The organism is Paenibacillus sp. R-74696, from assembly GCF_055814915.1.
The window spans coordinates 221,678-246,110 of sequence record NZ_JBPULM010000031.1; the positions used below are offsets into that span (position 1 = coordinate 221,678).

The window sequence follows — 24,433 nt, forward strand, 5'->3', positions numbered from 1 at the left end:
AGGGATTTCATGCAGCAATGGTATAAACGCAAAACAAGTCGCAATAAGCAATTATCTATTCTAATCGTCATGTCGCTTTTGCTCACCTTATTATTACCCGCGGGGGCTATGGGGGCGGAAGCAGCTCCGCAAAGCCTTAAATCCTCCATATTGTCAGAGCAGCTGAAGCTGCCGAAATCGGCTTATGAGCAGGTTGATTCAGCCGGCAAGAAGGAGTCGGCGGGGCTGCTTGGCGCGCAGGGAGAGCAGCGCTTCAAGGTGGAAGCGGCAGGCTCTGCGGCAGAGGGAACAACACCACTACTCCTTACGCCGCAAAACTACGTGCCGCATTCGGACAGCGGCAAGACGATTAGCGTCATCGTTGAGCTGGTATCCGATCCAATCGCCGTGCAGAGCGTCAAGGCACAGCAAGGTCAGGCCAAGTCGATTGCCGGCTATCAGACGATTGTGAAGCAGGAGCAATCCAGCTTTGCTGCTGCTGCGAGGAAGCTGAATGTGAAGCTTGGGCGCCAGTACCAGCAAATTTTCAATGGCTACTCGGTACAGGTTCCGGCAAATCAGGTGGACAAGCTGCTTGCGCTGCCTGGCGTGAAGGCTATCTATCCGAATTCGGAAATTATTATAGATCCGCAGCCAAGCGTGGAGGCTAAAATGGACGAGAGTGTTCCATTTATCGGTACCCCTGTTTATTGGGACAGCGGCCTAACGGGGGAAGGCATTAAGGTTGGGGTTATCGATAGCGGTATTGATTATCTCCATCCAAGCTTGAAGGATGCTTATAAGGGTGGCTATGATTTTGTCGACAACGACAATGATCCGTACGAGACGCTTCCCGATCCGAATGATGCTGAGGTGGCAACCTCCCATGGCACGCATGTGGCTGGTACCGTAGCAGGGCGCGGAGATCCGGAAAACCCGGATGGCGAAAGCGGATGGGTAAAAGGCGTCGCATACGGTGCAGATATTTATGCTTACCGCGTACTGGGGCCGAAAGGCAGAGGTTCGACGGAAAACGTCATTGCCGCGATGGAACGATCGGTTATCGACGGTATGGATATCATTAACCTTTCGCTGGGCGATGACTTTAATGATCAGTTCGAGGCTAGCGCCGTCGCGCTGAATAATGTGATGCTGGCAGGCGTTGTGGCGGTTGCGGCGAACGGCAACGATGGACCAGAGCCTTATACGGTAGGTGTTCCGGCTACAGCGGAGCTGGCGATTTCCGTCGGAGCTTCTTCGCCGCCACTTTCTGTGCCTGTGCTGACAGGAAGCGGAGTAGACACCGTCTATGGTGGCTATATGACCTACTCCCCTGAGCTTGGCAATCTGGAAAATAATGCATTGGAGCTTGTATATGCGGGCCTAGGAACAGCGGCGGATTTCATTGGCAAAGATGTAACGGGTAAAGCTGCGCTCATTTCACGAGGCTCCATTACTTTTGGCGAAAAGGCGCTGAATGCCTTAAATGCCGGAGCTGCGGCTGTCATTATTTATAACAATGCGACAGGAGGCTTCAGTGGAACGCTGAATGCGGGAGTCGATTATGTCCCTACGCTTAGCATTTCCCAGGAGGATGGACTTGCTTTGAAAGCGAAGGTTGACGCGGCTGCTGGAGCTGGCGGGTATTCGATCGACTTTGGTACAACAGTAGAGCAGGATATGATGGGGGATTTCAGCTCGCGCGGTCCATCACTGCCGGGTCTGGCTATTAAGCCGGATATAACGGCGCCAGGTGTAGCTATTCGTTCATCCGTACCTGCTTATGGCGGCGATTATTCGGATGCTTATGAAAATAAGCAAGGCACGAGCATGGCGAGTCCGCATATTGCAGGCGCTGCTGCTCTGCTGCTTCAAAAGGAGAGAGGACTTACTCCATTTGAGGTAAAAGGGCTGCTGATGAACAATACGAAGAAGCTGGCAGATCGCAGCGGCGAGCGTTATTCGCATATGGATCAAGGGGCAGGACGGATTGACTTGGAGCAAATCTCTCATGCAAAAGCGATAGCGCTTGTGGAGGAAACGACAGTTGCAGTAGCAGGTGCTGCCGCTACGTCTTATTTGACGGGCAGCTTATCTTTCGGAGCACAGGCTCCAGGGGATGAGTCGGCGAAAACGATCCAAGTAAAGGATATTTCTGGCGCGGCCAGCTCGTATGCGGTATCGACAATATGGTATGGCGAGGCAGCGGGTGAGCTAAGCGTTAGCGAAGAATCGTTCGCGGTGGCGGCAGGCGGTACGGCTTCCTTCGATGTAGCCCTGCAGGTAGCAGAAGCAGCGGAGGATGGCCGTTACGAGGGCGAAGTCGTCATTCAGGGTGGAGGACAGACTATACAGCTTCCACTCGCTGTCTATGTAGGCGAAGTGGAGCTTCCAGCAAAAGTATCGGAAATTACGCTTGAACCGTTCCTTTTTTCGCCAAATGGTGATGGTGCAGCGGATACGACCGACCTTAAGTTCCGCGTAAATGCTACGCTGCCGTATTTTTCACTGGATGTTTATGCGGTTTCGGGAAGCAATTTGTCCTGGAAAGGGGCCATTGTGGAAAGCGCGCAAGGCATGACACCGGGCAGCTACATCGTTGAAGGCTGGGACGGGGAAATATTGACGGCTCTTGGCCCTCAGCAGCTTGGTGAAGGACATTATGTCGTCGTGCCTTGGGTCGGGTTTGGGGCAGAAGATTTTTTGCTTGACCAGCTTGCCGAATTTGTCTTGGATGTGCAGGCTCCGGTTGCGGAACTGGCTGACCCGCCAATTGCAGTTACAGGCAATGACGGTGTGATTAGCGGACGAATTATCAGTGACCGCCTTATTACGTTGTTCGGCGATTATTCGGCAGTTGGTGCTGCTGCCATCGCTGAGGATGCAAACGGCGATTTGCAGCAGTATGATGCGACGATTGCAGCAGACGGGCGCTTCGAGATTTCGGTGCCAATTGTTCAAGGAAGCAACGCGTTTGACGTGTATGTGTATGATGCCGCCGATAATGGCGTCATTGAGCCAGCCTTTGTTGTCAACTATGAGAGTGCGAATGAGCAGCCTGCCACATTGGCAGCTGTTGCTTCAAAGTCCAGTGTTCGCACGGGTGAAACCTTTGATATTGATGTGAATTTTGAGCATGTAAAGGGCTTATATGCGGCGCAGTTCAGCTTGACATATGACAGCGGGCTCGTGAAAGGCACAGTTGCGCCAAGCGTTACGCTGTCCACGTATCAGCAGCAGGTCAATCCTGGCGGATCGCTTATCGTAAATGAGACGGTTGTCGATCTCGGGAGCGGCGTTGCGAGGAGCGACTATGTCGTATCGTTGACCGGGGATCACAGCGGCTATAGCGGCTCCGGGACGCTGGCAACATTCCATTTTTCCAGCGGCAGCGCCGGAAAACAAGATTTTAAACTGTCCAATGTTCGGGCATTGAACAGCGATACGCAAGAAATTGCTTATAGCAGTGTGAGCGACGTTTCTGTGACGGTGACGCCGGGTCCTACCGAGCCGGAGCATCGGATTACAGGCAAAATAACGGCGGAAGCTCTCGGCAGCAGTGTGAATTATAGTGAGACGTGGTACCAAGGTGCCGATGGTGTGCACAAAGTTGTCGTAGAGGCGGTTACAGCAAGCAAGGAGGTTGCAGCTGTTGGTGAAGTGAAGGCGGATGGAAGCTATACGCTGCTTGTTCCATCGGGTACTTACACCGTGCGTGTAGTCGTGCCAGGGCATGTGGCTTCGGCGTCTTCGGTGACGGTGGCTGACGAGGATACGACGCTTAATGTCGGACCGCTTCAGGCGGGCGATGTGAATAGCGACGGTAAAATCGATCTGGCCGATCTCCAGCTTGTCGCCAAGCAGTTCGGCAAGTCACGGAGTACAAGCTGGGCCAATGCACCGGCAAGCTCAGCTGACATTAATCGGGATAACGCGGTTGACCTGCTCGATATTTCATTCGTTTTAGGCAACTTCAAGCTGTAAGCGGCACGAGATAAGAGATAAGAGATAAGAGATAAGAGATAAGAGATAAGAGATAAGAGATAAGAGATAAGAGGTAAGAGACAAAGGGCAAGAGACTGATCATAAAACGGTCGTGAAAAATGGAAGGGGAGCGCGATTGGCTCCCCTCCTTATTTTCAGGATGAGGTATAGGGAGCAAGAAGTCGAAGACAGGAGAGATGAATATGAGAGGGAGTCAGCATTCAAAATGGTTGTCATTAATGGGGGTAAGCCTGCTGGTCACTGCTTGGCTTGGTGCGGCATCGGCATCGGGAGCCGAGAAGGCGGAAGCAGACAAGCTGCCGCAAATTCGTATTGTCCTTTCTGCCAATCAGGTGAAGATTGGCGACGTGTTCGAGGTCGCCGTATGGCTGCAAGGCTTTAAAGGGAGCTACGGCGGAGTTCAAGGCTATGAGGTACATATGAAATACGATTCAAAGCGAATAGCGCCTGTAGTTGAAAAAGAGGCGGAGGCGCTGCTGCGGCCAGCGGTGTTTGCAGCTTCGGCGAGTCCCATGCAGCTGCTGAACAAGCTTGATGCCGCAGCAGGCCTTATTCAAATTGCCGAGGCGACGGCCCAGCGGGACCCGGCATTATTTTCTGGCTACGGAAAGCTGGGCAGCCTGACCTTCAAGGCAGAGAAGGATGGAGCCGCGTCCTTCAGCTTGGCGAAGTCGATCATTATTTTGCCGGATAATCCGGGACTGAATATTCAGCATCGAGTAAATGAGCCAGTCGTCAGCATTGGCGCAGAATCAGTCAAGGACGGCGCGACGAAGGTCGTCGGACAATCGCCAGCGAAAGCGGCAGCACAGTTGACGGTGGAGCAGCGCCTCAAGCAATTCAAGGATTATGAGGCGGTTGCGAAGCTGAAATGGGCTTCGGCAGCTGTCGGGGAGCTGGCGCTTGCGCAGGTGATGCAAGGGACGGCAGCTGGCACTTTTGAGCCGGGGCGCCTAATGACGCGGGCAGAGTTCGCGAAGGCCGCTGTACTTGCGTTCGAGCTGGATATGAAGCAGCAAGCCATCCCCGCTTTTACCGATGTGCGCAAAAGCGATTGGTCATACGACTATGTGGAGACAGCGGCGGCAAATGGCCTGCTGCAAGGTGTAGAGCGGCCGCAAGGCAGCGCCCTTCTGCCGAATCAGCCGATTACGCGAGCGGAAATTGCCGCTGTGCTGTCGCGGCAGCTCAAGGCGCTCGGCCCGGCCGAGCCAGCAGGTGCACAAGAAGAAGCTGCATCTGGTGTACATCCGTTTAGCGATATTAGCGGCCACTGGGCGGAGCAGGATATTGCGTATTTGTACGAGCGTGAGCTGCTGCAAGGACGGACGGACAAGCTTTTTGCTCCAGGCGACCATGCAGTGCGTGCGGAAGTCAGCGTGCTGCTGCACCGCGTAATGGAGCGTCTGAACTGACATCAACTAAGGCAGTCCTCCCATGCAAAAAAACCTCTGCCACATGGGAGAGGTTTTTTTGCAATACATGCTCTATACCGGAATCATAAGTAAAATAATCGAAAATAGCGAGAAGCAAACGCTGATGAGAAACAGAAACGACAGCACTTGTCCGGGTTTGAGGCCGGAATGCAGCAGGCGGTAATGAACCTGTGTCGCATCCGCTTGGTAAATGGGCTTGCCTTGAATCATACGCTTGATTACGACGAAAATGTTATCGAAGATCGGCACGCCAAGCGCCAAAATCGGAATGAAAATCGACAGCACAGTTGCCTGCTTGAAGGCACCGTCAAGTGCAATGACTCCAAGCATAAAGCCGAGGAACGTCGCGCCAGCGTCGCCCATAAATATTTTGGCCGGAGGCTTGTTGTAGCGCAAGTACGCAATTGCAGCCCCAATCAAAATAATAGCCAGCATCGCGGAATCGCTTTGCCCCTTGGTAAGGGCCACAATAAACAGCGTTACAGCTGAAATTGTAGAAAGGCCGCCCGCCAAGCCGTCCATGCCATCGGAGAAGTTAATGACGGTCGTTACGCCGAAAATCCATAAAATCGTCAATACGAATTGCAAGGCATAAGGCAGATTGACGAACTCACCGCTGAGCGGATTGTAGAAGCCCTCGAATGATACACCAGCGAAAAATACGATTGCTGCCGCCGACACTTGAACGAGCATCTTCGGCAATGACGGAAAATCCTTGCCATGCGTCTTGTACCAATCGTCAATCGTGCCAATAATGAGCAGCAAGATCGAGCTTATTATAATAGCGACTGTTTTCATTGTAATTTCATCTACAAATACTAAATACGTAGCCATAAAGCCGACAAAAATAGCATAGCTCGCCGTGAGTGGAATCGGCTCTTTATGTATTTTGCGTTCGACATCCTTGCGGGGCTTGTCCACAAAATCGATGCGGAAAGCGAGCTTACGAAGCGGAGGAATAAGCAGCAGCACAATAAAGAATGACATTGCAAATGCAGCAGCGTAACTAATCTAGATCATCTCCTGAATGTATAAATATATAAAAATAGGCAGCAAAGCTAGCAATCTCTCAAACTAATAAAATGTTACAATAAACGAGTTTGAATAGCAAATTTCTGATAAATAACTCATCTTCCGTCGAAGTCCAGATCGTTCACCATTCGCCGGATTGTTCAATTGAAATCGCTTACATAAATGCTAATATAAGGGGTGTGCGTTGCTGATATTAACCAGGCGTCGCATCATTATAAAGGAGGAGTTCAAGCATGGTGATTATGGGAAAAAGAAGTGTGATCGCTGTTTTGCTGCTTACTCTACTGCTTTCAATTGCTGCCGGAGCGATTCCGGCGGGCCGCGCTAACGCTGCCAGCGTAAGTATTGTAAACGGGACAGACTGGAAGGATACTGCAGGCAACCCGATTCTTGCGCACAGCGGCAACATTTTAAAGGTCGGTTCCACCTATTACTGGTATGGCGAGCATGCGACGGGCGGAACGTTCGATGCCGTTAACGTGTATACATCAAGCGACCTCAAAAATTGGACTTTCCGCAGCAGCGTGCTGACCAAAACCTCGGCAGCGGAGCTGAATACGAGCAAGATCGAGCGCCCGAAGGTCATCTATAATGCCGCAACGGGCAAATATGTGCTCTGGATGCATTATGAAAATGGCAGCGATTATTCGCTCGCCCGCGTTGCAGTAGCGACGAGCTCTACACCAGATGGGGCATTTGCGTATCAAGGCAGCTTCCGGCCGCTGAACTACGAGTCCCGGGATATGACGGTGTTTGCCGATACCGACGGCAGCGCCTACCTTATTACCGCTTCGAGGAAAAATGGCGGCGCCAACGATACGATGGCGATTTTTAAGCTGAATGCCGATTATACCGGCGTGAGCAGCTTTGTCGGCTGGATTTATGAGAACGGTTACCGCGAAGCGCCTGCTGTTGTGAAGAAAAACAATACGTATTATTTGTTCACCTCGCAGGCTTCGGGCTGGTATCCGAACCAAGGCGGCTATTCCACAGCCTCGGCGATGAACGGCACATGGTCTGCGATCTCGCCCTTCGGTGATCCGGCGGCTTACAGCTCGCAGATTGAAAATATTATGACCGTGACGGGCAGTGCCACCACGACCTACATCTATATGGCGGACCGCTGGAATCCGCTCAATCTCAGCGACCACAAATTCATCTGGCTGCCGCTTACGCTGAATGATGCAAGCAATAGTGCAACGCTCAATTGGTATAGCTCATGGGGCATTGATGCAGGAACTGGCACGGTCACGCTGCCGTCGCAAGTCAACCATGCGCTGGGCAAAACCGCGACCGCCAGCAGCATCGCCTCCGGAAGCAGCGCAGCAAATGGCAATGACGGCAATGCACAAGTGTCATGGGCGGCTGCAAATAATGGCTGGCCTGCTTGGTGGCAGGTGGATTTTGGCGCACCGAAGACGATTACTGAGGTTGATATTTCGTGGTTTATGTATAAGGGCTCCGAGGGCTATTACAAATATAAAATCGAAATCAGCAATGACGGCGTGAACTACGCAGCGATTGACCGTACGACGAACACCGCATACGGTTTCACGACTGACGCAGTACATTTTACGGCGCGATATGTGCGAATTAATATGGTGAATGCAGTGCTGTTCAACAATCCGGGCAACTGGTATACGCCAACGCTGCATGAGGTTCGGCTGTTTGGCCCAGCGACTGCAGAGGCGACGGGCTACAGCACCTTTGAAGCGGGCGCTCTTGCTGGTTACCTAATCCGTCATAACAACTATGTTGGACGCGTTGATTCGGGTATATCTCCGGCTGCCGATTCGCAGTTCCGAGTGGTGCCGGGACTTGCGAGCGCGTCGTCCGTATCGCTGGAGTCGATGAATTACCCTGGCTATTTTTTCCGCCGCAATGCCAGCAATCAGATTGTGCTTCAGCAATATGACGGAACGGATGCGTTCAAACAGGATGCGACCTTCAACATCGTCAGCGGGCTTGGAGACAGCACGGAAATTTCCTTTGAATCGTACAGCCAGCCGGGCTATTACGTTCGCCATTACGACTATGTGCTGCGGCTGGACGCCTTGAGCGCCCTCAATACAACAATTTCTAAAAATGATGCAACGTTCAAACGAACGAACTATTCGTAAAATCGTAGAGAGAAGGATAGACGAGGGCTGAAAAGAGGGAGGAAAAGAGGGAGGAAAAGAGAGGAGAAATAGAGAGCAAGAGAGAAAAACACAAGACACAAAAAACAAGAGAAAGAGTGGGCTACCTCCTCTTTCTCTTGTTTTTATGGATGGACGGAAGCTTCATATATTTTTGCAGCCTCGCCATTAAAGATGTAAAAAAGCCGTCAGCGAAGATCCTTATAAATTTCCCGCATCACATGACCTAGCTCAGGAACGATAATGCGTTCGGCCGCGAGCCGGACTGCGCCGCTGGAGCCGGGCATGGAGAAAATCGCCGTATCCTCGTAAACGCCAGCAATCGCCCTGCTCAGAATCGCCGCCGTGCCGATATCCTCAGCAAAGCTCAAGTAGCGAAAAATCTCGCCAAACCCATGCATTTCCTTATCGAGCAAATCCTTTACTGCCTCATAGGTCGTATCCCGCTTGGCAATGCCTGTCCCGCCATTGAGCAAAATCGCCTCAACCGCCGGGTCCGAAGCTCCGCTGCGCAGCGCGGACTGGATTTCGCTGTATTCGTCCTTGACGATGGCGTAGCGCGTCGTCTGATAGCCGCCTGCCTTGAGCAGCTCAATAAGCAGCGTGCCGCTTTTATCGGTAGCGGGCGTACGTGTGTCAGATACGGTAATGACCATGCAATTAACGGTCGAAGGTGCTTCCTCGCGATGTTGTTCAACGGATGTACTCATTGGAAATGTAAACATCCTTTCTTGGCCAGCTATGCCGGAAAATATTTGAATAATGACTCCTATTGTATACTGGATCTGGCCCTGATGCCAGCGCATGCATGGAATGTTCCTCCGTAAAAGGCACTGGGGGCTGGCCCAAAATAGGCAGTTGACGAATGAAAAGCGGCTTGCTATACTCATTAAGCGTAATAATTACTATTAAGCAATGTAATAACCGTTAATGAATCGCTGCTGGCGATTTCTTTTTTGGGATAATATCGTAATTATTACGATTAAATGCAAACGGCTGTCGCCATCCACTGGCGGCAAAGCTACCGTTTCGAGAGTGAAACTTATACATTGTTATCTTTTTTTGAAAAATAGCATTGGAGCGAAAGGGGAGAGACCGCGTGCAGATTGCTTCATTAAATAATGTCGTGTTCGGCTACGGCAGCGTACCGAGTCTGAATGAGGCGGATATGGACATTCATGCCGGTGAATTTATAGCGGTAACCGGGCCCAACGGCGCCTCGAAGACGACGCTGCTTAAGCTGGTGCTGGGCTTGCTGAAGCCGTGGAGTGGAGAGGTTTACTTGGCGAAGCTCGGCGCGAGCGGCAAGAAGCTCGTGATTGGTTATGTGCCGCAGCAGATCGCAGCTTTTAACAGCGGCTTTCCAAGCACGGTGCTGGAGTTCGTCAGGTCTGGCGCATACGAAAGCGGAGCTTGGCTGCGGCGGATGCGGCCACAGGAACGAGCCCGTGCCGAGGAGGCGCTGCGCCAGGTCGGCATGTGGGAGCAGCGCGGCCGCAAAATCGGCGAGCTGTCCGGCGGACAGAAGCAGCGGGTGTGCATCGCCAGAGCGCTGGCACAGCAGCCCGACCTGCTCGTCATGGATGAGCCGACAACCGGAATGGATGAAGCAAGCCGTAAAGGCTTTTACGAATTAATGTTTCATCATGTGCAGGCTCATGGGCGGACGGTTGTGATGGTGACCCATGGACTCGAAGAGGTCCGTCCGTATTTGGACCGCATCATTGAGCTGGAACGGAAGGGGGAGGGAGGATGGAAATGCTGCACTACGACTTCATGCAGCGGGCATTTTGCGCCGGAGGCATCATCGCTTTAGTTGCCTCTGTGCTTGGCGTGCATTTAATGCTGAGACGGCAGGCGCTGATGGCGGATATGCTTTCGCATGTATCATTAGCTGGCGTTGCCGCGGGGGCCTATCTAGGCTGGAATCCTTCCTACGCCGGGTTCGCTGCTGCTGTAGCAGGAGCGATTGCCGTTGAATATATTCGGCGCTCATACCGGGCCTACAGCGAAATGTCGATTGCCATTATTATGATTGGCGGCTTGTCGAGCGCCGTTGTGCTGATGGGGCTGAATAAAGGGATGAACAAAAGCTTCTCCTCCTATTTATTCGGCTCTGTCGTCGCGGTGAACGAAACTGAGCTTATGCTGATGCTTGGAGCAGCGGCTGTAGGAGCGAGTTTTTTTATATTGCTGCGCAGACCGCTGTATCAGATGGCGTTCGACGAGGAAACGGCGCAAGCAAGTGGCATTCCTGTCCGACTCATCTCCATGCTGTTCAGCGTGGTGACGGGCATGATTGTCGCTGCGGCTATGCCAATTGTAGGCGTGCTGCTCGTATCGGCGCTAATCGTGCTGCCTGCGGCGCTGGCGGTACGGCTTGCCCGCAGCTTTGCGGCAGCGCTCATTATTGCGATGGTGGTCGGGGTGGCGGGCGTATTCTCGGGACTGACCGCCTCTTACGAGCTGGGAACGCCGCCGGGCGGAACGATCGCACTATTTTTGCTCGCGCTGCTGATCTTAGGCATTGTATTGAAAAAGGCATACGTTATAGCCGGGAAGCTGGGCAATCGGCAAAATCGCACCATCATCAACAACCATAAAACGGGGCAAGTGGCGAAGCAGGACGCTTTTCCCCGCATGAAGAGCAGCAAGCTGGATGCATCAGCAACTCACACACATGGAGGTACAGAAAATGAAAGTTATGTTTAGCAAATTTTCTTTGTTCTTAATCGCAGCGGTGCTGCTGCTATCGGGATGTGGCGCGGCTGGAAGCACGAATGGGGCAAATACAGTTGGCGCGCAAGCAAATAACGGAAGTGCCGTTTCCTCTGAAGCGAGCGTTTCGCCAGCTGTTGGGGAGACGGAAGCGAAGAAGCTGCAGGTCGTAACTACCTTTTATCCGATGTATGAGTTCAGTAAGCAGGTGGGCGGGGAATACGCTGATGTAACGGCGCTTATTCCGGCCGGCACCGAGCCGCATGACTGGGAGCCAAGTGCCAAGGACATGGCGGTGCTGAAAGAAGCGGATGTGTTCGTATATAACGGCATCGTAGAAGGCTGGGCGGAGCAGGCGCTGGAAAGCGCGGCAAATGAGAAACGTTTCGTCGTGGAAGCGAGCAGCAGCATTGAATTAGCCGAGGGCGGGGAGGACGAGCATTCGCATGGGGAAGAAGCGCACGGTGCCTCGGATGATGCAGCTGCGGATGCGGAACATGAGCACGACCATGCTGCCGAGCACGAGGAGACTGCCCATGAGGAAGAGGAACATGATCACGATCATGAGCATAGTCTCGATCCGCATGTATGGCTGAGTCCGAAGCTGGCACAGGCAGAAGTTGCGGCCATTCAAGAGGCGTTTGCGAAAGCAGATCCCGCCCATGCGGACCAATATAAAGCGAATGCAGATGCCTATATTGCCAAGCTCAAAGAGCTGGACGATGCGTATAAGGCTGGGCTTGCAGGGGCGAAGCGTACCGAGTTCGTTACGCAGCATGCGGCTTTTGGCTATTTGGCGCGTGAATACGGCTTGACGCAGGTGCCGATTTCCGGCCTGTCTCCTGACCAGGAGCCCTCCCCTGAGCAAATGGCGGAAATTGTGAAGCTAGCGAAGGAGCAGCAAATAAAAACGATTTTTTTCGAAACGTTGGTTGATCCGAAAATCGCCAGCACCATTGCGAGCGAAATCGGCGCCAAGACAGCGGTGCTGAACCCGCTGGAAGGGCTGACTGAGGAAGAAACGGCAGACGGGCTCGATTATATTGGCGTGATGAAAAACAATCTGGAAGCACTGAAGCTTGCTTTGAACGAATAAGGCAGATTGAAGCCACAGCAAGAGACCGATGTTATCGCATTTATGCCAAGCTATATATATGAAGGGAAGCGTGAAAACGAATGGACAAGGAAGCAGCAGTGAAGAAGCAAGCAGATTTTAAAATTCCGGTGACGGTGCTGAGCGGTTATCTAGGAGCAGGGAAAACGACGATTCTCAACCATGTGCTGAACAATCGCGATGGCCTTCGCGTGGCGGTTATCGTCAATGATCTGAGCGAGGTCAATCTCGATGCGGCTTTGGTTCAAAAAGAAGGCGGGCTGTCCCGCACCGATGAGCAGCTGGTGGAAATGTCGAATGGCTGCATCTGCTGCACGCTGCGCGGAGATTTGCTGCGCGAGGTAGAGCGGCTGGCGAAGCAGGAGCGCTTTGATTATATATTGATCGAATCGACGGGCGTGGGCGAGCCGGTTCCCGTTGCCCAAACGTTCACCTATATTGATGAGGAGCAGGGAATTGACCTGTCGCAATTTTGCCGCTTGGACTGCATGGTGACGGTCGTTGATGCGTACCGCTTCTGGCACGATTATTCCTCGGGCGAGACGCTGCTTGAACGCAGTCAGGGGGCGCATGAGGAAGACCATCGAGAGGTCGTTGATCTGCTGATTGACCAAATTGAATTTTGCGATGTGCTGCTGCTTAATAAATGCGATCTGGTCAGCGATGAGGATTTGGACGAGCTGGAGGGCGTGCTTCGCACGCTGCAGCCGCGCGCCAAGCTGATTCGCACCGAGCGGGGCAAGGTTGATCCTGCGGAAATTTTGAATACCGGCAGATTCAACTTTGAAGAAGCCAGCGTATCGGCTGGCTGGATGCGGGAGCTGAATGCGCCTGTCCATACGCCAGAAACAGAGGAATACGGAATTGGCTCATTCGTTTATTTGCGGGCGAAGCCTTTTCATCCGGAACGGTTAATGCGCTGGATGGAGGAGTGGCCGGAAGCTATCGTTCGGGCAAAGGGCATTATGTGGCTGGCAACCCGCAGCTTGCAGGCGCAGAGCATTAGCCAGGCGGGGCCGTCGATTCAATTTGGCCCTGCTGGACTGTGGGTGGCCGCGCTTCCCGAGCCTGAGCAGCACTTGCTGCTTGAGGAGGAGCCTGAACTTGCGGGCAGCTGGCATCCGATGTATGGTGACCGAATCAATAAGGTTGTGTTCATCGGTATCGATTTGCAGCACGCCGAGATTGAAGCAACGCTTGACCAGTGTTTGCTTACGAAGGAAGAGATGAAGCAGGATTGGAACAGCCTTTTCGATCCATTTCCGCAGTCGCAGCAGGAAGCTTGCGCCATAAATTAAGGAGACAGGCCGTTGAAAAGTATGTTATAAAAGGAGGTGAGCCTAATGAGAGTTACTGTAACGCTGGCATGCACGGAGACGGGTGACCGCAACTACACGACCTCCAAAAATAAACGTACAACCCCGGAGCGGCTGGAGCTGCGCAAATACAGTCCCGCCTTGGGGCGGGTGACTGTGCACCGGGAAACGAGGTAGGAAAGGAGGCTTCCAGAGGATGGCAACTTGGAACCTGACGCATACGCGCCATCATCTGCTTCTATGCAACGGAGGCAGCTGTAAACGCAGCGGCGCGGAAGAGGTAACGCTCGCCATCCGTGAGGAGCTTGCGAGGCGCGAAGCGGATTCTTTCGTCCATACGACGAAGACGATGTGCAACGGCAGATGCGAGGATGCATGCAATGTGGTCGTCTATCCCGACGGCAACTGGTATAACGGCATGACCCCAGAGCTTGGCCGCGAGCTCGTTCGCGGACTGCTTGATGGCAATCGGATGCCGCTGCCGGAGCGAATCTCGTATAACTACGAAGCGGATTGCTTCACAGCGACGGGCAGTGCGGCGGAAGGCATTAGCAAGCCGGTTGTGAAGAAAGTTGAAAGAGCTTAAGCAAGTGGAGAAGCATAGGTAAAAGCAGAGGGCATAACGCTGAATGACAGCGTTATGCTTTTTTTGTTCATTATTGTTAATCGATTCTACTAATTTTTTTATATCCCTATCCGATTTTCCTGAAATAACATTCTCTATCCCTATTAGTTCGTTTATTTGGTTTATTATCCCTCGGAAGGATATATAGATTTTAAATCTAGACATGCATGAAAGAGAAGTGAATTTTGCATGAATAATAGTAAGTAATTCTTGATAATCCTCTCTTTAAAGTTAGGATATCGAGACTTGGAATTCAAAATTTCATACTATATACACAAAAATAGGTGGAAAATTAGGTATTTTGATGTAATAATGGGTAAGGTAAATAATTGAAAATGAAGTTCTATATTTCATATATATACTTTATAAACAAGGAGAAATGAGAAATGAAAAGACAGGTAAAAAATATATTAGCTGGGGTCGTTTCTATCAGTATATTGCTGCAAGGCGGTATGGCTGCGGCGAAAGAAGCAAATGGGCCAAACCAAGATATATGGAAAGATCGACAGGTGTATGTGAGCACTAGTGCTGCAAGCTTTAAGGATATAAAGGGGCACTGGGCAGAAGCGACGATCAAGCAGGCAATAGCGGATGGATATCTTAAGGGGTATTCGGATGGAACGTTTAAGCCCAATGGCCTTATTACACGTGCTGAACTAGCCAGTGTGCTCGTACGGATAACGAAGAATAAAAAGGATGGAAGCAAGCTGAGCTTCACGGATGTACCGAGCGGCTATTGGGCAGCAAGTGCTATTGAGGGCGCAGTAGGAGCTGGTTTTATTAAGGCAGGCGATGCGCCGGGGGGCAAGTTTAAACCAAATGAAGCGATGACCCGATATGATATGGCGAAGTGGTTTTCACAGGGACTGGTGCGCAGTGAAGCTAGTTTTGAAACGGCATTGAAAGAGGTAGAAGGTACGTTATTGCCATTTACCGAGACGTATAAGACCGGTATTAGTAAAACCCAAACGCCTTACATCGCTCTTGCACGGGGAACGGGACTAATGAAAGGAAATCCAGATGACAGCTTTGGACTGGAAAATACAACGACGCGTGCAGAGGTTGCGGTCATGCTTTACCGCTATTTAAGAATTGAAGGAAGCAAGGCGGAAAGCTATAGAGGATTGAATGAATTGAGAGAAGTTGGACTGTATGGTACGAATGCAGTTAGCCTTGGCAATGCAACATGGTCCAAAGATAGTAAGGACGTTGTGGCACCTGTTTATAACATTATGGGGAAAAAATTTATTATGAAGGGGAAACGGGGCACGTTTGTTTTAAATCGAATGATAATTGTGGATATTTCGAAACCGTTGGGAACCGAAGATAGAGGTATCTATGGAAACATGTTTTATCAAGCAGTATACGATACGTTTGGAGTATACACGGAAGCAACCGTCACCGCTGAGAAGAAAATGAAATATTCTACTGAGTATGGGGATAGCTATAGTGTGTTAACGGGAACAGTCATACTTGGTGATGCTCCAGAACAATTTGGTTACGAAACCTTACCAAGATTTTATGGACTAGAATACAAGGATTTTTCTGACTTTTTACAAGTAGGGAAACCAAGAAGGGTATGGACTGCTACTGGTATTATCGGTATGCAATTTATTACTGCGGCTGACGGTACTGTAGGGACTATAAAATTGAATAGAGAGTAATGAGTGGAGATGCAGATCAACTGGGGCTATAGCAATGTTTGAATCGAGCTTCTCGGTGGGCAATGACTTCCAAGGCACCGGGAGATAGAACGAGTGAGCGAGGAGGAGTACAATGGCTGGAAAGCAGGTTGTATTTAAACCGGATGAAGTGAGGCGCCTGCAGCAGCAGATGGTGCGAATCGGAGCGGACACGGATGAGCTGCGACGGCGGGTGAGCGGGAAGATCGCGAGCTGGGATCGCTCTTTGCCGATGCTGAGCAGCCTGGAGCAGATTCAGAGGCAGTTGACGGGCTTGACGCAGGAAGCGGAGCAGATGACGGAAGTGATCAGCAAAGCACTGAAAGGCATCGAGCGGGTGCAGGCGGAAGCGGCGCAGGAAGCGAAGCAGCTGGCGAAGGGGCTGAGCGGGCTGGAGCGTTTTGACCTATTGAAGCGTGTAGGGACAACAGGCGGCGGCAGCTACACGCCCGTTCCGATCACCTTCCGTCCGATGGTGACGAATCTGATCGACCGGATCTTGCCGCAAGCCAGCCGAGACCGCTGGTCGAGCGATCCGTTGGTGAAGGAACTGCGGCGGGTCGCAGGCCTGCAAGGCGCGACAGCAGCAGAAAAGCTGGATGCGGAAATGAAGCTGGAGGCGATATTCGCCGAGCGGGATTTGATCGCGAAGGCGCAGACGGCGTATGCGGTGTACAAGCAGTTTGGCAATCATCTGCTTATGGCAGAAGTGCATAAACAGGCGGAGATTAGTCGAGAGAAGCTGAAGGAACTTGGCGTAGCAGAGAGCTATTTTTCCCAAAATGTGAATATGACGAGCTATTTCAAGCAGGTGCCGCTGCTGGCGTGTGACTATGATCCGTCGTTCGCGCTGGAAGGAGACCTGACGACACGGGTGCCGCTGCCGGACAACGCTCGCTATTTGTTTATGGTGATGATGGCGCAAACACAGGGTCCGACGGGCGAACTGGCGAGGGTGCAGCTCAAGGAGATTCATGCGCTGCAGCAAACGATTCGAACAGCGGCTGGAGGATTAGTAACGGATGTACAGCAGGGGCAAGTGAAAAGCGGGCTGCTGAACGTGCTGACGATTTTGCAGAGCATGCAGGCATTAAGTAAATACGATCCCCCACCAAAAGAAGTTATCGTCGAGGAAAAGCCGGGCATGCTGGAGAAGTTTGGGCAGGATTCGATGCGTAGCCTTGAGATCTACTGGAGCGTGCTAAAAAACCAAGCGTCAGTGGAATGGGCTGCGATTAAGCAAACCGGAAATAGCATAGCTGAAGTGGGAACGGATTTATACAATGCTCATGTAGAACGAGCGAACAAGAGCAACGACTCGGTCTATGATTTTTTTAACCATGCGACGATGGGCTTGCTTAGTGTGCCAGAGGCATTTTGGAAAGAGTATGTTGATCGGGCGGCGAATAAGAATGAGTCGGTGTCTGCCTATGTGGACTATTTGAGCATGGGTCTAACGGGGATGGTACAGGGAGCAATTGCGCCGGAAAATCCGAATTCCAAAGAGCATGTGCAGGATGTAATCGGAGTGCTCGGCTTATTGTTTTCGGTTAAAATAAAGGCACCAGGAGGGATGGAACCAACAGTACCGAAAAGCCCAACAGTCAAACCGGAGGGTGCAGGAAGTGACCGTGGATTAGGCTTTGGCAATCAGCTTGTGACCCCTGAAGGCTTCCAATTCATGGACTCTTTTCCTAACAACAAGTCGCCAATTGAAGTTCCGAAAACAGACGTGCAGAAACGGTATTTGGAAGAGATGGAGCGGCTGAAGCGAGAGGCTGAGGGGACGGGTAATTCTGTCCCAGTAATAAAGAACAATTTCGAGTTTGTAAATGGATTTGATGATCACATGACAAATGCACAAGGGATTGTTAGAAAAGGGAATAAAGGCGTTGTTGGAGGTCATAATTTAGAAAATTTTGAGAAAATTCTGACAGATCAAGGCTGGAAGCTAGATGATGTTATTGTTTCAAGAACTCCGCACTCTACTGTTCCTGGGGTTTATGAAATAGAGTACAGACTTCCTGCATTAGACAGGGAATTGAAGGTAGTGCCTGGTCAATATAAAAATATCCCTCAACCAAAGACAGTCTATGATTCAAATGTGATTTCAAATGAACAAATGATTGTATGGGGCAAAGAGGCTATGGAGAATGGTGTGATTAATGGGAGATTAGTGACTGGATATTCCTCTAATGGACTTAGATTTACGGGATACCTTGATGAAAGTGGGAACATTACAAATTTCCATCCTTCATTTGAGGGGAAATAGGGAGGTAACAATATGACAAATGAAAATATTTCTGAAAAAAAACTGATAGATCTTTATTATTTTTCTATCGGAGATGGGAACTTTATTAAAGCGTTGGAAAAGCATTGTAACGGGCAGGGTTTTGGTAATGAGCATATATGGTGTTTATTTGCAAGTGAACTAGAAGAGTGGGAAGAAGGGTACTTCGGAGAAGAGGGGGTTTGCTATTTTTTTGACCGTCCTGCAGTTGATGAAGATGTAACCGTCGTACTAGATTACTCCAGTTTCTTTTTTTATCTTAAAGAAGCAAGTGAAGTATATTTGTTAAAGCATTCTGATGATAAGGATGTAGTTGACTCTCGATTATATGAATTTAAACGAAAGTTTAAAATCGTATAAGTAGTAGGGGGCTACCTAGTGAAGAATGTATTCATCATCTAACTAAAAACACAAATAACCCGTGTAATACCCGTATAAAGATTTCGTCATTTTCTTTTACGCACTACAATGCTTTAATTTTATAACCTAAATAACTCTATTCCGTTACAATGAACAGGTTGATTATGGTCAGATACGACCATGATTAACCTGTTTTTATTATGTTCGCTTCACCGTTACAGCGGCGGAACTGATTGCTGAAATCGGAGATATTCGTCGATTCTCTAACGCTGACAAGCTAGCCTGTTTTGCCGGAATCACCCGTGTCCATTTTAGTTTAGGCGGACCAAGCCAGTGGACAAGGAAATCCTGTACTGAGTGCCATCTTCCATAACCTAGCCGTTCAGTAAATCCAAGTGGCAAAAGGAAGCAACAAGCAACAGTGAAATCCGTTGTTTTACGACTACTATCATCGGAAGCTAGTAGAGTGCAAGACGAAGAAACAAGCCCTCATATGAGAAGGCTTGTAAACATCAACTACAGTATGATGAAGAACAAGACAGAGTATCGGGTGGCAACTCTAACAGAGCGACAAGTAAATTGATATAATGGTAGTAATTGGAATATTCCAACGATAGGAAAATCGCTTCCCCCATTTTCGTTTCCCTCGCTGTTGTCTTCTTAGACAGTTCACGTTTTAAGTGATACTTAAGTAATTACGATTTTTTTTATATCCCTATCCGATTTTCCTGAAATAACATTCTCTGTGCATATTAGATCGTTTATTTGGATTATTATCCCTCGGAAGGATATATAGATTTTAAATCTAGACATGCATGAAAACGAAGTGAATTTTGCATGAATAATAGTAAGTAATTTTTGATAATCCTCTCTTTTAAGCTAAGATACCGGGACTTAACATGCAAAATCTCATACTATATACACAAAAATAGGTGGAAAATTAGGTATTTTGATGTAATAATGGGTAAGGTAAATAATTGAAAATGAAGTTCTATATTTCATATATATACTTTATAAACAAGGAGAAATGAGAAATGAAAAGACAGGCGAAAAATATAATAGCTGGGGTCGTTTCTATCAGTATATTGCTGCAAGGCGGTATGGCTGCGGCGAATGAAGCAACTATGCCAAACCAAGAAGCATTGAAAAATCGGCAGGTGTATGCGAGCACTAGTGCTGCAAGCTTTAAGGATATAAAGGGGCACTGGGCAGAAGCGACGATCAAGCAGGCAATAGCGGATGGATATCTTAAGGGATACTCGGATGGAACGTTTAAGCCTAATGGACTCATTACACGTGCTGAACTTGCGAGTGTGCTTGTACGAATAACGAAAAATAAAAAGGATGGAAGCAAGCTGAGCTTTACAGATGTACCGAGCGGCTATTGGGCAGCAAGTGCTATTGAGGGCGCAGTAGGAGCTGGTTTTATTAAGGCAGGCGATGCGCCAGGAGGCAAGTTTAAACCCAATGAAGCGATGACTCGATATGATATGGCAAAGTGGTTTTCACAGGGCCTAGTGCGCAGTGAAGCTAGTTTTGAAACGGCATTGAAAGAGGTAGAAGGTACGTTATTGCCATTTACCGAGACGTATAAGACAGGTATTAGCAAAACCCAAACGCCATACATCGCTCTTGCACGTGGAACAGGATTGATGAAAGGAAATCCAGATGACAGCTTTGGACTGGAAAATACAACGACGCGAGCAGAGGTTGCGGTCATGCTTTATCGCTATTTGAGAATTGAAGGAAGCAAGGCGGAAAGCTATAGAGGATTAAATGAATTGAGAGAAGTTGGACTGTATGGTACGAATGCGGTTAGCCTTGGCAATGCAACATGGTCCAAAGATAGTAAGGATGTTGTGGCACCTGTTTATAACATCATGGGGAAAAAATTTATTATGAAGGGGAAACGGGGCAGCTTTATTTTACATAAAATGATAGTAGTAGATATTTCGAAACCGTTGGGAACGGAGGAGAGAGGTATCTATGGAAGTATGTTTGATACAAGAATGGGAGCAACTTTTCTCATTTATACGGAGACAACTGTTACGGCTGAAAAGAAGATGAAATACCCCGATGAATATCAAGATAGTTATGATTTTTTAGGAGGATCAGTTATTTTTGGTGATTCACCTGAGCGGTTTGGATATGAAACGGTACCAAGAAATTATGGTTCTCATACAAAATACAACGACTTTTCAGACTTTTTACAAGTGGGAAAACCGAGAACGATCTGGACCACTATTGGTTCTACATATGGTATGCAATGGATTACTGCGGCTGATGGAACCGTTGGAACAATAATGCTGAACAGAAAATAAGCGGGGAAGATGAAATGGTGAGAAATTTTTTTGTAGTAATGGGTGTTTTATTGGTTCTAATTGCTACAGGGTCAGCAAATTTTGTTGCTGCAGCTGTTGGGGATGAAACGATTCAAGCTGGTGAAATTGAACTTCCTCCAGCTGGCGATATTACATTTGAGCCTCTGTCTGCTGGGTATACAGGCTCCAAACAGCATAAGCATTATAAAGTAGTAGCAGGAGACATCGTCAAGCCCAAAATCATTTGGACCCAATTGGATGATGGTAGCTTTAGGGCTGAATCCTCCGAGTCAGAGGCTGAAGGTTATCCTAGGTTGGCTAATGCGGCTAACATGAATACGGGGGCAGATCGAAATACGAATCCATATCCAGTCCCAACTTCATTCGTTGGGGTAACGGATATGTCTCTGTATGCACCACGAAGCTTTGTAGATAAAAACAACGAGGCACATGCTATGCAGGCGGGGGAGTATTTCCTCTCTAGCAATTCAAGTGAACATAGATTTGTGAATATGCATCTATATCCAGGTTCATTTGGAGATTGGCTGAATGCTGGTAGAACAAATAAAAACTATTTGGTCTATAAAGTAACCACAGGTGGTCCAAATCATCAGATTAGCAATCCATTAGGGATTTTTAGACCAGGAGGCGTGTGGCAGAAATATGGGGTTCATTATATTTTTGAAACATTATTAATTTGGCGTGGGGTCGATAAGCAAACGAAAGAAATACGAATTATTGGAGATTCGCCTGCCTCCATTGGAGCGACAAGTCAGATGAAAGCTGAAATAAAGACGGATGGCTTTAAGCCTTTAGGCTGGCAGAACATGACGAATAGGGTGACGTGGAAAAGTGATCGCTCGGCCGTCATTTCCGTCGATGAACAGACTGGTTTAGCAACGGCACATAGCCGAGGCTCGGCTGTTATTACAGCGAACTGGAAAGACGATGGGGCAAATGGGTATAACATCACGGCGAGAATCACACTGACGGTGGGAGCTACCGCGTGTACAGGAGCAAGCTGTGAGCCTTCGGACATGTGCGTTCCGACGCCCGGCCTAAGTAGAAGCCAAACCTCGATAACGCCCGATGCTCGAGGCGAGATTCGGGCAGATGCGCGAGGGGCAGAGCAGTTCGATGTGAGTAAGGGGATTCCAAGCAGTGACGCGCTTTATGCCAATGTATTCGGCAAAGCGTATCTCTTTGACTATACGTTTGATCAAGAGGAAGGAACTTGTACATTTAAAATTCCGGTGTCCAAAACATATACGCTGAAATGGCAGACCGAGGAATCAGATGGGACCGATTCGGATGGCAATCCGAGAACGAGAACGGTCCGTCATCAGGAATCCGAGACGGTAACGACGATATATGAGGTGGAACGGCCGTTTTCCTATTGGGAAATTACGACGTTCGATGCATGGGGACTGAAGCAAGCGACGCTGAATCAATATGCACTGCCTTATGGGGCGATTACGCTGCTGCCAAACGGCTATACCGCGCCGGATGTGCAGGGAGGCGTGACGGCCGAGCATATGGAGAAGCCGCCATACAGTGCGAAAGTGTTGGCGGGCGAAACGCTTGATGGCGGCAGCGAGCGTCCGAGCGTGCCGTCGGAGGACTGGACCGAAGAAGCAGAGGGGCAGGTTGGACGAATTAAGGTATGGAATGACCGCCTAGATTTCGACGGCTCCGTCATCATGGACGACGTGCAGCAGGACGATGAAACCCCAGAGCCGATCGACATCGTAGAAGGCGAGGAGATCGGGGAAGATGTGCTCTACGAGAGCGGATTGATCATACCCGGCACCCGGGCGAACAGCCGGGATGAGCCGAGTGATGGCATCCTGTCGTACGAGAGCCTGCTGAGCATCAATGGCGAAGGGGAGGTTCAAACGTTCCCGATTGAAGGGCTCAATACAGTGACCGTCCATACCCCAGTGGTCAATGATTCTGAAGCACCGGATGAAAACCGGGGCTTTGACCAAAGCGTCATCCCAAATATGGCGCGAACGGTGCTTGTACTGGGACGAGAGTTTTCCGTCGACTTTGACGAGACAGCGCCGCATTTGAACCAACTCGGATACGGTAACCGGGACTATGCGAGATATACGCGAAACAAACGAATTGTATTCCCGTTTGATGTGTACCACGGGAGCACCTTCTATCCAGCGCAAACGTGGATCGATTATCCCGTTGGAGCAGCGAAGCAAACGTACCGCATTCCGGTCTGGGTACCAGAAGGGAACTACGATGCGGTGACGCAGGCGTGGGCGATTAATACGCCAGATGGCTCATCGGCGTATCAGACCGACTTCAATGGGGATCTCGCGAACTACGGAGCGAGCCGGACGCTGCTCTTCACAGTGCAAGGCCGGATTTCGGATTTCACCATCACGGACATTGGCGACCTGCGCTATGAATCGGTGTTTCGCACAGGGAAAGGCTCGAAGCAGCATTCGGGCTACGTCTATGAATCGGGTGGACGGACGAAAGACCGAGAAGAGACGGCTCTAGCGAGCCAGCCTTCACGGCTATTGCCGATTCGACCAGGCTCGCATCCAAGGGAAGCGGCCACGGTGCCGCATAATGGGTACCCGATCTCGTTCTACTTTGAGACGATCGGGAGCTACAGTGGCAAGGACGCAGGCATCCAAATCCAGCCAAGCTTCTGGTTTGTGAGCAAGCAGGGCGGAAGCGCGCAGGAGGTGGACTTGTACTACGACGTATCCGGCCCACGGAACAAGCTGATTAAGGTCGGCTCGGCGCGGGATCAGGAGCTGTACAGCCGAACGTATCAGCTGGCGGATCTGCTGCGCGGAGTGACGACGACCTCGCTGAGCCAAGCAGCGAGCTATGAATATGATTATCTATTATCCCCAGCGAATCGATTTGGCGCTTCCTGGGAGAAATTCTGGAAGCACTATATTACGCGGAAAACGGTCATCAGTGCGGGGTACAGCTTGGAAGAGCTGTCGTATGCGTCCCGTACGCTAGTGGGACCAAGCGGCTCGCAGGTACCGGCAAGTGTGAATACGGTGCAAGCGCTGCGGAGTGTACAGCGATGGTATGGGGAGTACAGCTTGCCGATCGCGCCGTATGTGCTGCCGAAGGGCACGAATATTTTGGACGTGGCAAGGCAAAATGGCGGGGTGCTGAATGGCAGTGAGGCAGCGTTTTTGAAAAACGGCTACCTGATGGTTCATTTTGACCTGAGTGCCTACCAACAGGAGCGCAAGGCGAATCCGGAAATTCGGTATGACGCGCCAATGGCGAATATGTGGGAAATTGAAGGACAGCCGCTTAGTAGCGTGAGCTATAGCGGTCAGACGTATCGCTTTCAATACGGGGATATCGCGATGTTTGAATCAAGCTTCTCGGTGCGCAATGACTTCCAAGGCACAGGGAGATAGAACA

General features: G+C 50.1%; 16 protein-coding genes and 1 pseudogene. 15 read left to right on the forward strand and 2 right to left on the reverse strand.

From position 1 onward, the window contains the following. Positions 1-9 precede the first annotated feature (9 nt). Together ACSR9A_RS15970 and ACSR9A_RS15975 are read left to right on the forward strand one after the other, a co-directional pair. Positions 10-3,963, forward strand: coding sequence for a S8 family serine peptidase (locus ACSR9A_RS15970; protein ID WP_473758228.1), 3,954 nt, complete (start codon positions 10-12; stop codon positions 3,961-3,963). 203 nt (positions 3,964-4,166) lie between these two features. After that, positions 4,167-5,399: an S-layer homology domain-containing protein gene (locus ACSR9A_RS15975; RefSeq protein ID WP_473758230.1), complete on the forward strand. Its 1,233-nt coding sequence runs from the start codon at positions 4,167-4,169 to the stop codon at positions 5,397-5,399. Positions 5,400-5,471: 72 nt separating this feature from the next. On the opposite strand, the gene ACSR9A_RS15980 is transcribed toward ACSR9A_RS15975, so the two are convergent. Further along, positions 5,472-6,407, reverse strand: a complete 936-nt coding sequence (locus ACSR9A_RS15980) for an MraY family glycosyltransferase (protein WP_341281318.1) — start codon at positions 6,405-6,407, stop codon at positions 5,472-5,474. A gap of 287 nt (positions 6,408-6,694) precedes the next feature. Here ACSR9A_RS15980 and ACSR9A_RS15985 point away from each other — a divergent pair, with 287 nt between their 5' ends. Further along, on the forward strand, positions 6,695-8,572 hold the full coding sequence (locus ACSR9A_RS15985) for an AbfB domain-containing protein (RefSeq protein WP_473758426.1): 1,878 nt from the start codon (positions 6,695-6,697) through the stop codon (positions 8,570-8,572). 206 nt (positions 8,573-8,778) lie between these two features. On the opposite strand, the gene ACSR9A_RS15990 is transcribed toward ACSR9A_RS15985, so the two are convergent. After that, the gene (locus ACSR9A_RS15990) at positions 8,779-9,300 is read right to left on the reverse strand and encodes a MogA/MoaB family molybdenum cofactor biosynthesis protein (protein ID WP_046234765.1); all 522 of its coding nucleotides are present in this window, start codon (positions 9,298-9,300) and stop codon (positions 8,779-8,781) included. 389 nt (positions 9,301-9,689) lie between these two features. On the opposite strand from ACSR9A_RS15990, the gene ACSR9A_RS15995 reads away from it, so the two are divergent. The 12 genes and pseudogenes from ACSR9A_RS15995 to ACSR9A_RS16050 all read left to right on the forward strand — a co-directional run bounded on the left by ACSR9A_RS15995 (position 9,690) and on the right by ACSR9A_RS16050 (position 24,429). Beyond that, a complete protein-coding gene (locus tag ACSR9A_RS15995) occupies positions 9,690-10,406 on the forward strand; it encodes a metal ABC transporter ATP-binding protein (protein WP_473758231.1) in 717 nt (238 codons plus the stop codon). Continuing rightward, positions 10,343-11,302 carry a metal ABC transporter permease gene (locus ACSR9A_RS16000; protein ID WP_473758233.1) on the forward strand — a complete coding sequence of 320 codons (960 nt, stop codon included), beginning with the start codon at positions 10,343-10,345 and terminating at the stop codon, positions 11,300-11,302. The genes ACSR9A_RS15995 and ACSR9A_RS16000 overlap by 64 nt, the downstream gene beginning before the upstream one ends. Further along, a complete protein-coding gene (locus ACSR9A_RS16005; RefSeq protein WP_473758234.1) occupies positions 11,286-12,404 on the forward strand; it encodes a metal ABC transporter substrate-binding protein in 1,119 nt (372 codons plus the stop codon). Before ACSR9A_RS16000 ends, ACSR9A_RS16005 begins: the two co-directional genes overlap by 17 nt. 80 nt (positions 12,405-12,484) lie before the next feature. Continuing rightward, positions 12,485-13,720 carry a GTP-binding protein gene (locus ACSR9A_RS16010; protein WP_473758235.1) on the forward strand — a complete coding sequence of 412 codons (1,236 nt, stop codon included), beginning with the start codon at positions 12,485-12,487 and terminating at the stop codon, positions 13,718-13,720. A 45-nt stretch (positions 13,721-13,765) separates the two neighbouring features. Further along, positions 13,766-13,915 (forward strand): 50S ribosomal protein L33, encoded by a 150-nt coding sequence (gene rpmG, locus ACSR9A_RS16015; RefSeq protein ID WP_341281323.1) that lies wholly within the window; start codon positions 13,766-13,768, stop codon positions 13,913-13,915. Positions 13,916-13,934: 19 nt separating this feature from the next. Further along, entirely contained in the window at positions 13,935-14,324 is a 390-nt protein-coding gene (locus ACSR9A_RS16020; RefSeq protein ID WP_473758236.1) for a (2Fe-2S) ferredoxin domain-containing protein, read from the forward strand. Between the two features lie 425 nt (positions 14,325-14,749). After that, on the forward strand, positions 14,750-16,027 hold the full coding sequence (locus ACSR9A_RS16025; RefSeq protein WP_473758237.1) for an S-layer homology domain-containing protein: 1,278 nt from the start codon (positions 14,750-14,752) through the stop codon (positions 16,025-16,027). Between the two features lie 112 nt (positions 16,028-16,139). After that, positions 16,140-18,317, forward strand: coding sequence for a CdiA family toxin C-terminal domain-containing protein (locus tag ACSR9A_RS16030; RefSeq protein WP_473758238.1), 2,178 nt, complete (start codon positions 16,140-16,142; stop codon positions 18,315-18,317). A gap of 12 nt (positions 18,318-18,329) precedes the next feature. After that, positions 18,330-18,695 carry a ribonuclease toxin immunity protein CdiI gene (gene cdiI, locus ACSR9A_RS16035; RefSeq protein ID WP_473758239.1) on the forward strand — a complete coding sequence of 122 codons (366 nt, stop codon included), beginning with the start codon at positions 18,330-18,332 and terminating at the stop codon, positions 18,693-18,695. A gap of 214 nt (positions 18,696-18,909) precedes the next feature. After that, positions 18,910-19,068, forward strand: a pseudogene (locus tag ACSR9A_RS16040) (transposase); the annotation flags it as partial. A gap of 661 nt (positions 19,069-19,729) precedes the next feature. Beyond that, the gene (locus ACSR9A_RS16045) at positions 19,730-21,016 is read left to right on the forward strand and encodes an S-layer homology domain-containing protein (protein ID WP_473758241.1); all 1,287 of its coding nucleotides are present in this window, start codon (positions 19,730-19,732) and stop codon (positions 21,014-21,016) included. A gap of 14 nt (positions 21,017-21,030) precedes the next feature. Continuing rightward, positions 21,031-24,429 carry a DUF5704 domain-containing protein gene (locus tag ACSR9A_RS16050; RefSeq protein ID WP_473758242.1) on the forward strand — a complete coding sequence of 1,133 codons (3,399 nt, stop codon included), beginning with the start codon at positions 21,031-21,033 and terminating at the stop codon, positions 24,427-24,429. Positions 24,430-24,433 lie beyond the last annotated feature (4 nt).

Bases quoted from the DNA above. Each gene is read 5' to 3' on its own strand.
- ACSR9A_RS15970 (WP_473758228.1), top strand. From the start codon at position 10: ATGCAGCAATGGTATAAACGCAAAACAAGTCGCAATAAGCAATTATCT.
- ACSR9A_RS15975 (WP_473758230.1), top strand. From the start codon at position 4,167: ATGAGAGGGAGTCAGCATTCAAAATGGTTGTCATTAATGGGGGTAAGC.
- ACSR9A_RS15980 (WP_341281318.1), bottom strand. From the start codon at position 6,407: ATGTCATTCTTTATTGTGCTGCTGCTTATTCCTCCGCTTCGTAAGCTC.
- ACSR9A_RS15985 (WP_473758426.1), top strand. From the start codon at position 6,695: ATGGGAAAAAGAAGTGTGATCGCTGTTTTGCTGCTTACTCTACTGCTT.
- ACSR9A_RS15990 (WP_046234765.1), bottom strand. From the start codon at position 9,300: ATGAGTACATCCGTTGAACAACATCGCGAGGAAGCACCTTCGACCGTT.
- ACSR9A_RS16000 (WP_473758233.1), top strand. From the start codon at position 10,343: ATGGAAATGCTGCACTACGACTTCATGCAGCGGGCATTTTGCGCCGGA.
- ACSR9A_RS16005 (WP_473758234.1), top strand. From the start codon at position 11,286: ATGAAAGTTATGTTTAGCAAATTTTCTTTGTTCTTAATCGCAGCGGTG.
- ACSR9A_RS16010 (WP_473758235.1), top strand. From the start codon at position 12,485: ATGGACAAGGAAGCAGCAGTGAAGAAGCAAGCAGATTTTAAAATTCCG.
- rpmG (WP_341281323.1), top strand. From the start codon at position 13,766: ATGAGAGTTACTGTAACGCTGGCATGCACGGAGACGGGTGACCGCAAC.
- ACSR9A_RS16020 (WP_473758236.1), top strand. From the start codon at position 13,935: ATGGCAACTTGGAACCTGACGCATACGCGCCATCATCTGCTTCTATGC.
- ACSR9A_RS16025 (WP_473758237.1), top strand. From the start codon at position 14,750: ATGAAAAGACAGGTAAAAAATATATTAGCTGGGGTCGTTTCTATCAGT.
- ACSR9A_RS16030 (WP_473758238.1), top strand. From the start codon at position 16,140: ATGGCTGGAAAGCAGGTTGTATTTAAACCGGATGAAGTGAGGCGCCTG.
- cdiI (WP_473758239.1), top strand. From the start codon at position 18,330: ATGACAAATGAAAATATTTCTGAAAAAAAACTGATAGATCTTTATTAT.
- ACSR9A_RS16045 (WP_473758241.1), top strand. From the start codon at position 19,730: ATGAAAAGACAGGCGAAAAATATAATAGCTGGGGTCGTTTCTATCAGT.
- ACSR9A_RS16050 (WP_473758242.1), top strand. From the start codon at position 21,031: ATGGTGAGAAATTTTTTTGTAGTAATGGGTGTTTTATTGGTTCTAATT.